Origin of the sequence: Nitrososphaera sp., from assembly GCF_013388945.1 — an archaeon.
Lineage (GTDB): Archaea > Thermoproteota > Nitrososphaeria > Nitrososphaerales > Nitrososphaeraceae > Nitrososphaera.
The window spans coordinates 28,794-42,266 of record NZ_JACAEH010000017.1 but is presented as its reverse complement, the minus strand read 5'-3'; the positions used below and the strand labels follow the sequence as shown (position 1 = coordinate 42,266).

The 13,473-nt window shown below is 55.8% G+C and carries 17 protein-coding genes; 10 read left to right on the top strand and 7 right to left on the bottom strand.

The window, feature by feature from the left end; translation table 11 throughout:
* Window positions 1–106: 106 nt before the first annotated feature.
* From cobJ to HXY31_RS08960, 3 genes are read right to left on the bottom strand one after another with little or no spacing between them, the layout of a single operon-like run.
* Window positions 107–907, bottom strand: a complete 801-nt coding sequence (gene cobJ, locus HXY31_RS08970) for a precorrin-3B C(17)-methyltransferase (RefSeq protein ID WP_292642183.1) — start codon at window positions 905–907, stop codon at window positions 107–109.
* A gap of 59 nt (window positions 908–966) precedes the next feature.
* Window positions 967–2,259, bottom strand: coding sequence for an alpha/beta fold hydrolase (locus tag HXY31_RS08965; RefSeq protein WP_292642180.1), 1,293 nt, complete (start codon window positions 2,257–2,259; stop codon window positions 967–969).
* A 49-nt stretch (window positions 2,260–2,308) separates the two neighbouring features.
* Window positions 2,309–2,584 carry a hypothetical protein gene (locus HXY31_RS08960; RefSeq protein ID WP_292642177.1) on the bottom strand — a complete coding sequence of 92 codons (276 nt, stop codon included), beginning with the start codon at window positions 2,582–2,584 and terminating at the stop codon, window positions 2,309–2,311.
* A gap of 79 nt (window positions 2,585–2,663) precedes the next feature.
* Here HXY31_RS08960 and HXY31_RS08955 point away from each other — a divergent pair, with 79 nt between their 5' ends.
* The gene (locus HXY31_RS08955; protein ID WP_292642174.1) at window positions 2,664–3,053 is read left to right on the top strand and encodes a hypothetical protein; all 390 of its coding nucleotides are present in this window, start codon (window positions 2,664–2,666) and stop codon (window positions 3,051–3,053) included.
* Here the strand turns inward: HXY31_RS08955 and HXY31_RS08950 are convergent.
* Entirely contained in the window at window positions 3,028–3,939 is a 912-nt protein-coding gene (locus tag HXY31_RS08950) for a response regulator (protein WP_292642172.1), read from the bottom strand. The two genes, HXY31_RS08955 and HXY31_RS08950, sit on opposite strands and share 26 nt — an antisense overlap.
* 318 nt (window positions 3,940–4,257) lie before the next feature.
* Between HXY31_RS08950 and HXY31_RS08945 the strand changes: the two genes are divergently transcribed.
* From HXY31_RS08945 to HXY31_RS08935, 3 genes are all read left to right on the top strand, one after another.
* The gene (locus HXY31_RS08945; protein WP_292642169.1) at window positions 4,258–6,138 is read left to right on the top strand and encodes a sensor histidine kinase; all 1,881 of its coding nucleotides are present in this window, start codon (window positions 4,258–4,260) and stop codon (window positions 6,136–6,138) included.
* 50 nt (window positions 6,139–6,188) lie between these two features.
* On the top strand, window positions 6,189–6,869 hold the full coding sequence (locus tag HXY31_RS08940; RefSeq protein WP_292642166.1) for a matrixin family metalloprotease: 681 nt from the start codon (window positions 6,189–6,191) through the stop codon (window positions 6,867–6,869).
* Window positions 6,870–6,952: 83 nt separating this feature from the next.
* Window positions 6,953–7,468: a PH domain-containing protein gene (locus HXY31_RS08935; protein WP_292642163.1), complete on the top strand. Its 516-nt coding sequence runs from the start codon at window positions 6,953–6,955 to the stop codon at window positions 7,466–7,468.
* Here HXY31_RS08935 and HXY31_RS08930 read toward each other — a convergent pair.
* Complete coding sequence (locus HXY31_RS08930; protein ID WP_292642160.1) at window positions 7,465–8,874, bottom strand: aspartate kinase; 1,410 nt, start codon at window positions 8,872–8,874, stop codon at window positions 7,465–7,467. The genes HXY31_RS08935 and HXY31_RS08930 overlap by 4 nt on opposite strands.
* Window positions 8,875–8,880: 6 nt before the next feature.
* Complete coding sequence (gene pcn / locus HXY31_RS08925) at window positions 8,881–9,630, bottom strand: proliferating cell nuclear antigen (pcna) (RefSeq protein WP_292642232.1); 750 nt, start codon at window positions 9,628–9,630, stop codon at window positions 8,881–8,883.
* A 96-nt stretch (window positions 9,631–9,726) separates the two neighbouring features.
* On the opposite strand from pcn, the gene HXY31_RS08920 reads away from it, so the two are divergent.
* The 5 genes from HXY31_RS08920 to HXY31_RS08900 all read left to right on the top strand — a co-directional run bounded on the left by HXY31_RS08920 (window position 9,727) and on the right by HXY31_RS08900 (window position 12,653).
* Window positions 9,727–10,074, top strand: a complete 348-nt coding sequence (locus HXY31_RS08920) for a hypothetical protein (protein WP_292642157.1) — start codon at window positions 9,727–9,729, stop codon at window positions 10,072–10,074.
* A 99-nt stretch (window positions 10,075–10,173) separates the two neighbouring features.
* Window positions 10,174–11,415: a hemolysin family protein gene (locus HXY31_RS08915; protein ID WP_292642155.1), complete on the top strand. Its 1,242-nt coding sequence runs from the start codon at window positions 10,174–10,176 to the stop codon at window positions 11,413–11,415.
* An 83-nt stretch (window positions 11,416–11,498) separates the two neighbouring features.
* Window positions 11,499–11,708: a hypothetical protein gene (locus HXY31_RS08910; RefSeq protein ID WP_292642152.1), complete on the top strand. Its 210-nt coding sequence runs from the start codon at window positions 11,499–11,501 to the stop codon at window positions 11,706–11,708.
* A 49-nt stretch (window positions 11,709–11,757) separates the two neighbouring features.
* A complete protein-coding gene (locus HXY31_RS08905; RefSeq protein WP_292642150.1) occupies window positions 11,758–12,246 on the top strand; it encodes a cupredoxin domain-containing protein in 489 nt (162 codons plus the stop codon).
* Between the two features lie 17 nt (window positions 12,247–12,263).
* A complete protein-coding gene (locus HXY31_RS08900; RefSeq protein WP_292642148.1) occupies window positions 12,264–12,653 on the top strand; it encodes a hypothetical protein in 390 nt (129 codons plus the stop codon).
* Here the strand turns inward: HXY31_RS08900 and HXY31_RS08895 are convergent.
* On the bottom strand, window positions 12,636–12,977 hold the full coding sequence (locus HXY31_RS08895; RefSeq protein ID WP_292642145.1) for a winged helix-turn-helix domain-containing protein: 342 nt from the start codon (window positions 12,975–12,977) through the stop codon (window positions 12,636–12,638). The two genes, HXY31_RS08900 and HXY31_RS08895, sit on opposite strands and share 18 nt — an antisense overlap.
* A 223-nt stretch (window positions 12,978–13,200) precedes the next feature.
* Between HXY31_RS08895 and HXY31_RS08890 the strand changes: the two genes are divergently transcribed.
* Window positions 13,201–13,332 carry a C2H2-type zinc finger protein gene (locus HXY31_RS08890; protein WP_292642142.1) on the top strand — a complete coding sequence of 44 codons (132 nt, stop codon included), beginning with the start codon at window positions 13,201–13,203 and terminating at the stop codon, window positions 13,330–13,332.
* Window positions 13,333–13,473 lie beyond the last annotated feature (141 nt).

Genomic DNA, 13,473 nt, shown 5'->3' with positions numbered 1-13,473 from the left:
GACTGGAATTCAGTCGACATCGGCTAATCGCAAGATGCCGCAGTCGAGATCCCATAGTTCTTGGCTTATCGTAAAGTTCGAGACTTTTCTGACAGTCCATGATACGCTAGCTCTTTGCCTGCGTCTCTTTCACGAGCTGGTACTTGGACGTGTAGCCTCGGGGGTTTATCATCATGCCCTTGTAGTTGTAAGTCGACGAGTTACCGACGATGACAGTCGTTATCATGCCAAGCATGTCCTGGTGCTCAAGCATCTTGTCTAGCGTTGTAATCACGACCTGCTGGGTCTCCCTGTACGCGCCCTTGATTATCGCGACAGGCGTCTCGGGCTTGCGGTATTTCAGGAAAATGTCGCGGGTGTCGCGCAGCTGGTGCACGCGCTTTTTGCTTGCCGGGTTGTAGATGACTGTGACATAGTCGCCAAGCGCCGCGGCCTCGACGCGCTTTACTATCATGTCCCACGGTACCAAAAGGTCGCTCATGCTGACCACTGCAAAGTCAGTCATCAAAGGCGACCCCACAAGCGCCGCGCACGAGTTGAGCGACGACACGCCTGGCACCGCCTCGACGTAGATGCCGGTCTCCTTGTCCCAGCCCTTCTCGGCAAGTATCTCGTAAATCAGGCCGACCATGCCGTATATCCCGGGGTCGCCAGACGACACCAGTGACACGACCCTGCCTTTTTCTGCAAACCCTATGGCCTGGTTTGCCCTGTCGACTTCCTGCGTCATGGCGTAGCGGTAGACTTCCTTCCCGGCGATCAAGTCTTCGACGAGCCCGACGTAAGTCTCATAGCCAACTATTATCTCGCTTTCCTCGATGACCTGCTTTGCCCTGTACGTCATGTGGTCGTGGTGTCCCGGGCCAACGCCGACGACGTACAGCTTGCCCCTCTTGGCTTGGGTCATTTGTGGTGAAAAGTGCCGGTTTGCAATTTATCTCTTTTCATGATGCAAGTCCTGAATACTCAAGACGAAAGCCACCTTGCGACTTGCGGCCATAGGTTCTTGTGGGCGCTTGCACTCACGCACAGCCCTACGTGCCCGCCGGGCATCCTCATCGAGTCCTTGTGCTTGCTTGAGACGGCGCCAAGCACCGCAAGCGTGGAAGCCGGCGAGGCCAGGTCGTCGTGCTCTGCAGCAATTGCAAGCACCGGCACGTCTATCTTTGACAGGTTGACCTTCCTGCCGTCGAGCGTCATCTCCCCCTTGAAGAGCGCGTTGCGCTTGTAGCAGCCGTTGATGATGTCCCTGTACAGGTTCCCCGGGATTGGAGGCGTGTTGTACAGCCAGCGCTCGACTGCAGTAAACGTGTCCACAAAGCCCCTGTCGTGCATCTTTTCAAAGAACCTGACGTATTTGTCAAAGGCAAACCTTGGCGGGTTGCGCAGGATGAACCCCAGGTCAAGCATCTGGCCGTCCATGTGCCCGAATTCCTCCGCTATCCTGTCTGAATCAAGCGCCCTTGCCCAGTGGGCAAGAATGGTGTCGTCCTGGCTTGTGTCGACAGGGACTGCCATGAGCGCCAGCCTGTTCACGCTGTCCGCGTGGAGCGCCGAATAGATGAGCGCCATTATCCCGCCCCAGCAGTACCCGAGGATGGAGACCTTCTCTGCGCCGGACTTTTTGATGAAATCCACCGCCGCCTCGACGTAGCCGACGTAGTCTTTGAGCGACAGGCTGTCGTCGCCGGGGCCCGGGTGCCCCCAGTCAAGCAGGTATGTGTCAAGGCCGCCTGAAGCCAGCCTCCTTACAACGCTTTTCTCCGGCTCGATGTCAAGTATGTGGTACCTGTTTATCGGGGCGTATATCACAAGCAGTGGAGCCCCCTTCTTCTGCCCGTCGACCCGATAGTGCAAAAGCCGGGTCTTGCCGTTTGTAAGGACGACGTCAGACGGCGTCAGGTTGAACCTGCCCGGGATGTTTGAAAACACCATCATGTTGTGCACGTACGCGTCAAACGCCCTGTCCATGTAATCGACGGGGTAGCCTGCGTCGCGGAACATCCTTCGGAGGTCTATCATGGAATCGACATAGTCGGAAAGTATCGAGGCAAAATTCCTGCTCTTGAGAGCCGCGTCAAACTCGCTGTCCACACGGGACAGCCACTTTGAGTACATGTCGGCGCCGTCCTGGCTCTTGTCATAAAGCGCATGGAGAAAGCCGCGCAGGTAGGCAAAGCCGTAGACGGTCCCAAGCCTTGCCGCGTTGAACTGCGCTTCGGCAGCCTTGGCCGCGATTGCAGGCAGCGCCAGATACATGCGGCTTATGACGTCCCCAGAACTAATAAGAAATGCGGCAAGTGCAGTCCTAGCACAATTCCTCGCACTGCCTTGCAAGGTGCCCCGTCAATAGCGCTGCTATCTCCGGACCCAGCATCTCTTCAAACGCGCCTGTGATCTCGCTTTTGTGATAAACAATATTGTCGCAGTTCAGGGCGTAGGACACACCCTTCATGTTCAAGTTCTCGATTATCGTCTCTGTCACGCTCATGCCGATTATGTCCTCCAGGCCCAGTAGCGTCTGCCTCAGGCGGCCGCTTGTCACGCTCTTTTGCTGGCCCATCATCAGGAGGCTGTACTGCACTATAGCATATTACCGGGGCGTATGCGGTGCATGGCAGTGTACGCCTGCAGGCTATATCCTCCGGCGATGCCAGCCACGCATGGACTTGGTGACCCGAGAATATGAATCGCTGTGCGAGGGCGTCGCAGGGCTTGCCCCGTCAATCATTGTATCTGCAGTGCTTTCGCGGGGAAAGGTTCTGGCAAGCCGCGTCAGGCCGGGCATATTCATTCCGGAGGGAAAGGCGCTTGACAAGATACTGCTTCAGCTCGACCTGCTGGTGGGCATACCCCGGACAAACGAGAAGGCGTTTGGCAAGGTCGGGTACGTGGTCGTGAACCACGGCTCGGGCGACCACATACTGTTTCCTCTTGAAGGCGGGCACGTGATGGTGGTGTCAGTCGCCGGCCCTTACACGCACCAGCTGATACAGAATGTCCAGCGCGCTATCCAGGACGTGGCAGTCAGAACAGGTCAGAGTCGGAGCTGACGTGCACCTCAAACTCTACGGCCTTGCCGTAGTAGAACATCTCAAGCGTCGCTACACACGACCTTGGATATTCTGCCACAAGCGACTCCCAGAACCTATCGCCCTGGCTGACGACGTGGAATTCCGCCCTGTCAGGCCTTAGATCGACTCTCTTGTGCTCTGATATCTCTGAAAGGAACCTGCTGTTTATCAGGGAAAAAAAGTCCGAACCCACCCTGTACCTGCCCGGCGATTTTTCGTAAAGCGCGTCGCCCAGGATGACGTCCATGTCCTCGTCGCGCACAAGCGACGCTATCACGCCTGTCCTGTCGTCGGAAAACTTGTTGAAAAAGATGGCCGTTCCCTGCTGCATGTGCATCGACGACCTGTCTGCAAACCTTGACCTGAATTCAAGGTCCGGGCTCTGCGCGCCGGCGATGCTCATGCCTGCAAGCCTGAGCGTGGCCGCGCTCCCAAGCACGTCCTGGACCTTCTTCTCGGTCCTGCTTGTCACAAGGGACAGGAGCGCAAATATCTTTGGATAAGCCTTGCCTGCTATTACCGACGCGACTACTGAAGCAAGGTGCCTGACTGAAAACGGCTTTTCGACGTAGCCTATTGCGCCCTTTTGTATGCAGCTTTCAAGTATCTGCCTGTTGCCCACCGCCGAGACCATCACCACGCAGGCGTTATCGTCCACTTTCATCAGGCGCTCGAGCACCTCCCTGCCGTCCATCCCGGGCATGGCAAGGTCGAGCAGTACAACGTCGGGCCTAAACGCCGCATATTTTTCAAGCCCCTCCGCCCCTGAGGACGCGGTCTCGACTGCGTGGTTCCTTGTGGCAAGGATGTCTTTTATCAGCTGGGTGTTGTACTCCGAGTCGTCTATTGCCAGTATTTTTGCCAAGATTGCTGTAATGTAGTACAGTGCGGCTACAAAAGGGCTTTGTCACGCAATCTGATAAAAATCGACATCTGTACCCGTATCCAGGCTTGACACCGCCTCTGGCGCAAATGCCCGATAGTGGACAGAAAGAGCCTGCATATTACTCTGGGCAGTATGTTTTCAGGTTTTGCCCTGCAACTGCACTGCATGGCAAAGAATTCCGGGATCGTAAATATCCTCCGGGAATACCCGGATTTGAAGACATGGCTACAGACAGCCGTCGAACTTTGACAGGGGTGCTGCCAGACGCCTAGGTTCCTCTCGAGCATCAGGTCAAAGGTGTTCACCTTTGCAATCCTGGTATCCATAATATCGATAGGGACGCTGTCTGCCGTCGCGTACTTTCGGGCAGAGGCCCTAATCCAGGAAAATGCCCGGCACGCGCTCAAGGCAATCGTTGACGATCGTGCAAGGGCCATAACAGGCATTTCCGACTCGACTCTGAGGCAGGTCTCTGCCGCGGCGCAGGAAACCCCTGCCCAGAAACTGCTCCTTGCACACTATCTGGAAGGGACAGAATATGCACTTGCCCCCGGCGAGAGGGCAAGCCTGGAAGAGGAATTTCTCTACGAAGGGTTCAACCGGTTCACGACAGGGTCGTCTGTTGCGGGAGGCTATTACGAGATAAGCATGGCAGACGAAAACGGGACCGTCTTTCTTGGCACGTCGCCCCTGCTCGGTGCCACCATAGATGACGCGGCCGTATTCCCGGAGGGGCTGGAAAGGGCATTCTATCTTTTAGAATTTGACGACGAGCGCCAAGAGCCTGAAATGATAGTTGTGTCGCCTGTCAGGTCGGTGTTTGCCGGCGAGGAGTACCGGGGGATGCTTGTCGTTACAAGGGACATCAACACGCTGCACACGGTGCTTGGCGATCACACCAACCTCGGGCAGACTGGCGAGACCTATATTGTCGGCAGGGACGGCATTATGCTCAGCCCGTCGAGGTTTGTAAGCGAGGTCCCGGTGCGCGTCGACACGCTTGCGGTGCGTGAGTGCTTTGACAACCGGGTCGAGCTGGAAGGCGTCCAGTATGCAGACTACCGGGGCGTTTCTGTCTACGGCGCCTCAAAGTGCATACCCGAGCTTGGAATCGTGGTGATAGCCGAGCAGGATGCACAGGAGGTCCTGTCTCCGATATTTGTCCTGCAGGACGACTTTATGCTGCTGACAGCCGGCGTGATGGCAGCCACCGTAATGGTGGCCATCCTGATGTCGCAGCGTTTCACGACCCCTCTGCGCCAGCTCTTGAAGCACATGAAGAAGGTGGAAAACGGGACTTTCGAGCCCATAACCGAGCAGGCCGCCGACGAGGAATATCGCATAGTCCACCAGAACTTTAACCGGATGGTCGAGGTGATAAAGAGCAGCACGGAAAAAGTCCAGTCAAGCAACAAGGAGCTCATCCACTTAAACGGCGAGTTGGTAAAGGCATCGCTTCGGCTGCACGAAATCGACAGGGAAAAGGAGGAGTTCTCTGCCATGATAACCCACGAGCTCAAGACTCCGCTTGTGGCAATCCTGGGGTATTCGGAGCTTTTGCTTGACGGCTCGCTTGGCGAGCTGACGCCACAGCAGAAGGAAAAGGTCGGGATAGTGGCAGACGCAGCCAACTCGCTCACGCTTCTCATATCAAACATACTTGACGCCCACAAGCTGGAGCTTGGGGAAATAAAATTTGCATTCAAAGTCACAAGGGCCGCGGACCTTGTCAGGACAAGCGTCAACCACAACTTGCAAAAGGCGCGTAAGAGAAACGTCAGGATAGACGACCTTTCAGACAGTGGCGCGTCGCTCAGGTGCGACATGACGCGCATAGTCCAGGTCCTCGACAACCTGGTGGATAACGCCATCAAGTTCGTCCCTGAAAACACGGGCTTTGTGGAAGTCTCTGCGAAGCAAAACGACGGCAGCGTGACTTTTGCAGTCAGGGACAATGGAATCGGGATACCCAAGGAAAAGCAGGCCGACCTGTTCAAAAGGTTCTACCAGGTCGACACATCGCTTTCGCGAAAGACGGGCGGGAGCGGCCTGGGGCTTGCCATCTCAAAAGGCATAGTCGAGGCGCACGGGGGCAGGATATGGGTCGAAAGCGACTCGGGCAAGGGCACCACGTTCTACTTCACGGTTCCTGCAAATGCCACGGGTGGTGGAGAATAAACAGCAGAAACGCCCTGCTTGCAGCCGCGCTTGCAGCCGTCGTGGGCGCCATGTCATACTACGTTTTCCTGTCTGCAAACATCGACGTGGGAGAGAGGAAGGAGGCTGAAATCACCCCGGCCGCGCAGGATCCGGGCCAGTACCGGGTCAGGGACTTTACCAGCGACTTTGTGATAAGAGAAGTGTCGGAAATACCCGCGCAAGAACCGGCGCCGGCCACCATCGTTGCAAACGGCGCGTGGAACAAAAGCATCATCACAGTATGGGCAGAGTCTGACCAGTTTGACAGGGCCTCTGTCGACAGGTTCGTGCAGGACCTGCTCGACCCGTCGGCCGGCTGGAACGCCGTCCTGCAGGAAAAAAGGGGCCAGTTCGGCGACTCGGTTCCAGTCCTCTCGCCGGGCGGTGAGGAGTCTGACATCGTGATATTTCTGCACCAGCCAAACGGCGAGCCGTCAAGGGCGCGGCTTTTGATGGACAAGAGCACGATAGTCAGGGCGGAGATAACCGTGATTGTGAGCGATATCAACGACAGGGAGTTTTTGATGGCAGTCGCCAACCACGAGCTGGGCCACGCCCTGGGTCTAGGCCACTCGACTGACAAGTCAAGCGTGATGTCTGACACGATAAGCGTCGTCAACGGCACGCCCATAACCGGCATAGGAGAATGCGAGTCAAGGGCGATAGAGCAAGTGTACGTGCAAGGAATGCTTGGAAGCGTAACGTGCTGACTGCCGCAGCACATTGGTATATTCCTAGATTCTGTTGTCTTTCTCTACAAGGCTTAAGAGGCTTGGAAGGAGCATCGCAAGCGATGTCTGCAGAGCTTGACCCGGAGATAAAGGGCATGCTGCTTGAAGGAGAAGAGATACTGATGACTGCCGAGCAGGGCAGGCTCAGGCCGGGCGGGTCGATAACCACGCCAAACACCATCTATATCACAAACGTCCGGCTGCTTTTCAAGGATCCGCGCCTGTTCGGGCTGAGGGCAAACATCGTCGACGTGAACTATGTCGACATCTCCAACGTCAGGCTGAAGCGGGGAATACTTTCGACAGAGATATTCCTGAAGTCGCGCTTTTTGTCCGACGAGGTGAGGCTGCCTGCGGTGGACAAGGAAGTGGCCCAGCAGGTAAGCGGCATGATCCACAAGGGGATGAGGGGCGAGTTCGCGCGCCCTGCTGACAGCCGGGATACCGGGAAATCCAACAGCCCTGATACGCCCGTGCAAAAGCTTGGCAGGATAGCGGAGCTGAAGGAGCGGGGCTTGATAACAGACGACGAGTTTTCCAAGCTGAAGGCGGAGATATTAAAAGAGCTTCAGGGCTAGCCGCGCGCTTTTCCAAGCCCAAACTCTTCATGCAGCGCGCCGACTGCCTTTTCGCAATCCTTGTCGTTTACGACAAACGCCAGGTTAAGCTCAGACGAGCCCTGGGCTATCATTATGACGTTGACGTTGTGCTTTGCGACAGCGCCAAACACCTTTGCGGCTACCCCCTTTATGCCGCGCATCCCGGAGCCCACGACTGCGATGACCGCGACGTCGTCGCTCACGTTTATCTTCTTTATCACGCGCCCAAGCAGGCTCAGCTCAAGCGTCGTAGTCGCCTTGTCAAGGTCGCTCTTTCTCACGACCATCGAGATGCTCGACTCCGACGGGCTCTGCGATATCATCATTATGTTGACCCTGTTTTTCGCAAGCGCGTCGAATATCTTTGCGGCAGTTCCGGGCGCGCCCACCATGCCGCCCCCGCTCACGTCGATGAGCGCGGTATGCCTGATTGCGCTCACAGACTTTACAATCCTCCGCGAGTCCCTGCTCGGCTCCTGAGTTATCACAGTCCCGGGGTGCTTTACGTTGAACGTGTTGCGTATGCGGATCGGTATTTTCGTGTCCATCACAGGCTCAAGCGCCCTTGGGTGCATGTACTTGGCTCCAAAGAGCGCCATCTCCATCGCCTCTGCAAAAGAGACCTCCTTCAGGACTTTGGCGGTCTTGACCAGCTTGGGGTCGGCAGTCATCAGGCCGTCCACGTCGCTCCAGAGGCACACCTCGTCGGCGTTGATGCTTGCCGCCACTATGGTGGCGGTGTAGTCGGAGCCCCCGCGCCCAATCGTGGTGGTGTTGCCGTGCTGGTCAGCGCCGATAAAGCCCGTAATTACTGGAACCGCGCCGCGCTTTGTTATGGGAGAAAGCCTGTGGTTCACGCGAAGTTTTGTAGTGTCCATGAGCGGCCTTGCCTCGCCGAAATTGGAATCGGTGACAATGCCGGCGTCCTTGCCCGTAAGGAATTCCGAGTCGACCCCGATGTCGCGCAGCGCAAACGACACGATGGGCGCCGACAGGCGCTCGCCAAACGACATCAGGTAGTCAAGCGACTTGGGCGTGACCTCGCCCAGAAGCACGATGCCTGAAAGCACGTCCTGCAGCTCGCCTACCGTCCTCTTTACCTCTGCAAGCGCGCCCTGCCTCAGCTTTTTGTCCGAAATCGCGCCGGTCGCGATGTCAACATGCGTGTTGAGCGCCTTTTTCACGAAATCCTCTATCGACGCCCTGTCGCCGCGCCTTACGCTCTCTGCTATCGCAAGCAGGCCGTCGGTCATTCCCCTGACTGCCGAAACGACGCAGACTACTCCGTCGCCCCTGTCCTTGTACGATTTTATCAGCTTTGCCACATGCTTGACCTTGCCGGCCGAGTCCACCGCCGTGCCGCCAAACTTCATCACGAACATCATGGGCTATCAGTCTTGGACCCGGGGTGCTAAATAGAAATGTATGCGGCCTACGTTTGCAATTTTAAATTCGAGCCTTAGAGGCATCTTGCTTGAATACTCGGCGGTGACAGAACCGCCCATCGCTATTACTGCCTTTGTTATCTTGCTCAGATAGTCGAGGCTGTAGGTGGCCTTGCTGTCCTCCTTGACTGCAAGCTCTTCAAGCCCCTCGTTTCCTGCCTCAAGCGAGACGTCTGCCTCACCCGAGTCGCCCCTGCCCGCAAAGGTTATCCTACCTGACTTTGAATCAAGGGACACAAACTCTGACACTACCTGCACGTCTGACAGAACCTTGTCAAACGCCGTAGCTGAAAGCACGACTTTGGCGTTGAAGTTCAGCTTTGGAAGTGGCGTCGAGCTTGCCGAGCTTTCTATTAGCCGCGTCTTGTACTCGCGCCTGTAGCCGTTCTGCATCTTGACGTGCAGCATGCTGTCGTCGCCAAGCGATATCTCGACGACGTCCTTCTTGTCGGCGCGCTTGACCAGCTTGGAAAACTCGTCGACGCGGATCCCGAACTTGACTGCGCTGTCGCACTCATAGCGCTCAAACGCGTGGTTGGGCCAGTAGATGTCGATAAGCGCGATGTGCGACGGGTCCATGCCGCGGAACGAGATGCCCTCCGCGGTGGCCTCAAACGTGGCCTCGTCCACCAGCGTGGATATGGCGGAAGCGACAGCTTTCCATTCTTCAGGGGACTTTGTCCGGGCTACAAACACCAAATTATGGTATGTGAGAGCCCGGTCCAATTTTAAACATTGCTATTCAAGAGCCGCTGCCAAAATCTTATTTAACGTCAGCGCAGTGTCACTTGCATGGATTACTCGCGCCTTTGCGAGGAGATTTCCCAGATCCGCGACGTCATCGCCGCGTTCGTCGTGGACAAGGGCTTGCTGGTTGCACTTGCGGCAAAGCCCGGCGCGCAGGCCCCTGACAAGGAGCGGCTGTTCAAGATACTTTTGCAGATCCACATAATGGCAAGCATACCCAAGACAAACGAGGACTTTGCCGGGCCCACGGAATACGTGATACTGCAGCACAGCAACATGCGCGTGACTATAATACACATCGGCCCCGACCAGGAGCTTGGCATCGTGTCTGCGGAAAAGCCCGAGCCGAGCGCCATAATAGAGCGGGCAAAGGCGCTCCTGAGAAAGGGCTAGCGCAGACTGCCGCGAATCTTTAATTATCGTGTCCGCTAACTTCTACCATATTCTAAGATGTTGGATCCCTTAATCGCCCTGCCGCTTCTTGGAGGCCTAGTGGCCCTCTCGGCTTTCTTCAGCGGGATGGAAGTAGCGCTCATTTCGATAGGCAAGGGCCAGCTGAGGCGCATGGTCAAGGAGGGAAGAAAGGGCGTCGAGTCGGTCCAGAAGCTAAAGTCCAACCCGAGCAGGATGCTAGTCACGCTCCTTCTCGGCAACAACCTTGTTAACGTGGCAGCCGCGTCGGTTGCCACCGACCTGACCATCGGCTTCTTTGGCAGCGTCGGGCTCGGCATTGCCACCGGCGCCATGACCATGATACTCCTTGTTTTTGGCGAGATAACGCCAAAGGCGTACTGCAACATCCACGCCGAGCCCATCGCGCTGCGGTTTTCCCGGGTGATACTTGGCATGCAGTATGCGCTCTATCCTATTGTCAGGGCGCTTGAGGGCGCGACAAAGGGAATATTCCAGATGACTGGAAGCGACGGCAAGCCCCAGCCCATCAGCGAGGAGGAGGTCAGGGCGGTCATAGACGTGGGCGTCGAGGAGAAGGCACTGCAAAAGTCAGAGAAGGACATGATAGAGGACGTGCTTGAATTCCACGACACCAAGGTGCGCGCAATCATGACGCCGCGCAACAAGATGTTCACGCTGGATGCGCGCATGCTTCTCTGGGACGCGCTCCCGGTGATAAACGAGAGCGGCTATTCGCGAATACCTATAATCGAGGGCACCAAGGACAACATTGTCGGGATTGTGCACATCCGCGACGTGCTAAAGGCAGTCGAGACCAAGACCTCCTACATGATGCTAAAAGACGTCGCAAGAAAGCCGCTCTTTGTCTCGATGGAGATGGGCATAAACAAGCTGATGAAGGAGTTCCAGGGCAGGCACATCCACATGGCAATAGTGGTGGACGAGCACGGCAGCACCGAGGGGGTGGTCTCGCTTGAGGACATCATAGAAGAGCTCGTGGGCGAGATAGCCGACGAGACCGACGTGGAGGCGCAGCAGATAAAGAAGCTGGACAAGCAGACCGTCGTGACCCGGGGCGACGTGGAAATAGACGACATCAACGAGGCGCTCAATATCAGACTGCCAAAGGACAAGGACTACTCCACCCTGAGCGGGCTCTTGCACCACATGCTGCAGAGGATCCCAAGAAAGGGCGACAGGCTGGAGATAGGAAACGTTGTGATAATAGTGGAAGAGACCGGCAGGAGCCAGCCTCTTTCTGTCAGGATACAAAAGACCACGCCCGAAGTGATAGAGAAGCAAAAGACTCCCGAAAGCTGAGTTTTGGCAATTTTCTGCCGGAAAATCGGCGTGGCTTAACCTTGTTAATCCATCTTAATTAGTGCAGAAATGCAAGAGCAGCCATGACCTGCGAGCGCGGGACTCAAAAGGCGCACTTTATTATTTGCAGGGAATGCTTCTGGTGCGCCTCCGTCTTTTCCACGCCCTCCGTCGACAGGTGCCTTGCCTGCGGCAGCACGCTTGTGGAGCACATGCCCATCTTTTCTGATGAAACCTATACGTTTGACTGCGGCCGGCAGGGCACGATATTGCGATTTTCCACGCTGACATGATTAACCATGTTAATCATTGCCTAAATAGTCAAGATGCAAAGTCAAGGATGTGAAGAAGAAGGAAAAGCGGCCGTACCGCATGACTAGGAACAAGGCGATTGCTTATGCAGCCTTGGCGGCGGTGGTCGCAACCATAGGATATTTCAGCATTAATGCGACGATTCCTGCAAACGGCACCGCGCCGGTTCTGAGCCCGCCTCTCAACCACTTTTTAAAGGCCACGCACACGAGCAAGGGCGGGTACCTTTACGTCACCACGTCGCCTGGAGGGGCAAAAGGCATCAGGAACACCTCGGGCGCAATCGTCAACCCCACCTATACGATGAGCAAGGGCGGGCTGCAGACTATGCACTTTATCAACGAGGACTATGACACGCATTCGGCGCACAACCTGAACATAGACGAGTTCAACGTGCACACTAGGGACTTGGGCTATTTCGAGTCGCAGACCGTCAGCTTTGTCACGGACAAGGCCGGCACGTTCCAGTACTACTGCAGCATCCACCCCGAGATGAAAGGCGAAATAATAATAGAGTGAGGGTGGGAAATAAGCAAATGAGCGCAGAAAGCCCGGACCGCCCGTTGGCTGACGACGTCCTGTCACTCTTGGACAGCTTTATTGAGCACGTACAGCACATCCGCAAGCTCTTGCTCGGCGTTTCGCTTTCGGCAATAATCCTCGCTCCGCTTGCAATAGGCCTTTCTGCATATCTTCTGGTACACCCTTCATTCTTTGCCGTGCTGGAGATAGAAAACGAGTTTGGCGTCGTGCTGAGCGTGCTCCTTGGCGCCGTCATTGTCATCTCTGCCATCTGGCTTGCGACAGGCGTACGGCAGTACCGCTCGATGAGCAGCTGGAAGGAAAGGTACGACAGCTACGCTAGGGGAAAAGAAGAGATGGACAAAAAGATAGCCTCGCAGTTTGGGCTAGACCAGGAGCAGTAGCATCCCTATATTGGTCCCGGACTCGTCGGCCTCTTTTTTGCGCGGGAACATGCGCTCGTACGGCTCAAGGATGTTCCTGCAAAACTCCACGCCCTTCTGCGTCTGGCCGTAGACGGTTATGGTCCTCTTGCCCACGACCCTCTCGGTCCTGCTTATGAGGCCGTTTGCCTCAAGCTCGTCGAGTATGCGCTTGTGCTTTGTCAGGTTGAGGCCGCAAAAGCTCACAAGCGCCGTCTGGTTCAGCTCGCCGTATTCCAGGAGCTTGATGATGATGTCCTTGACGATGTAGATCCTGTCGCGGTACGAGCCTGGGGAGCCTGACATTGAATGTGCAGTTGCGCTGCAGTAGCCTGCCGTTCCATATAACCTCTAGTCCGAATGGGTGAACAAGGTTAAGCCACGCTTAATAGCAAAATTGCTGCATCCAAGTCAGCGTCGCAAGAAGGTCCCTGCCCGCCAACCCATGCAACCAGCTTTTGGGCGGGGCCTTTTTGCCAGTGAACTATGTTAAGTTACTCTTTATAGCGGCGCCATGAAACTGGAACCGATGAAATCACCATTTTCAAAAACCGACAAGGACGGATTTACCTGCAAGGAATGCAAGATGGCGTTTACGTCAAAAGAGGCGCTGGAGAGGCACAAGAACAGGGCAAAGCACTTTGGGGCAATACACCTGTGAGCCGGCAGCCCCTCATGCCTGCTGCCTTTTGCATAATTTTAGTTTTTCAGCCTTGATATTTGTAAAATAAAGATTGACGAAAATTTACAAAGTGATATTTATTACGATGTGTGTCGTACCCAACGACGACAGCGCTTGAGA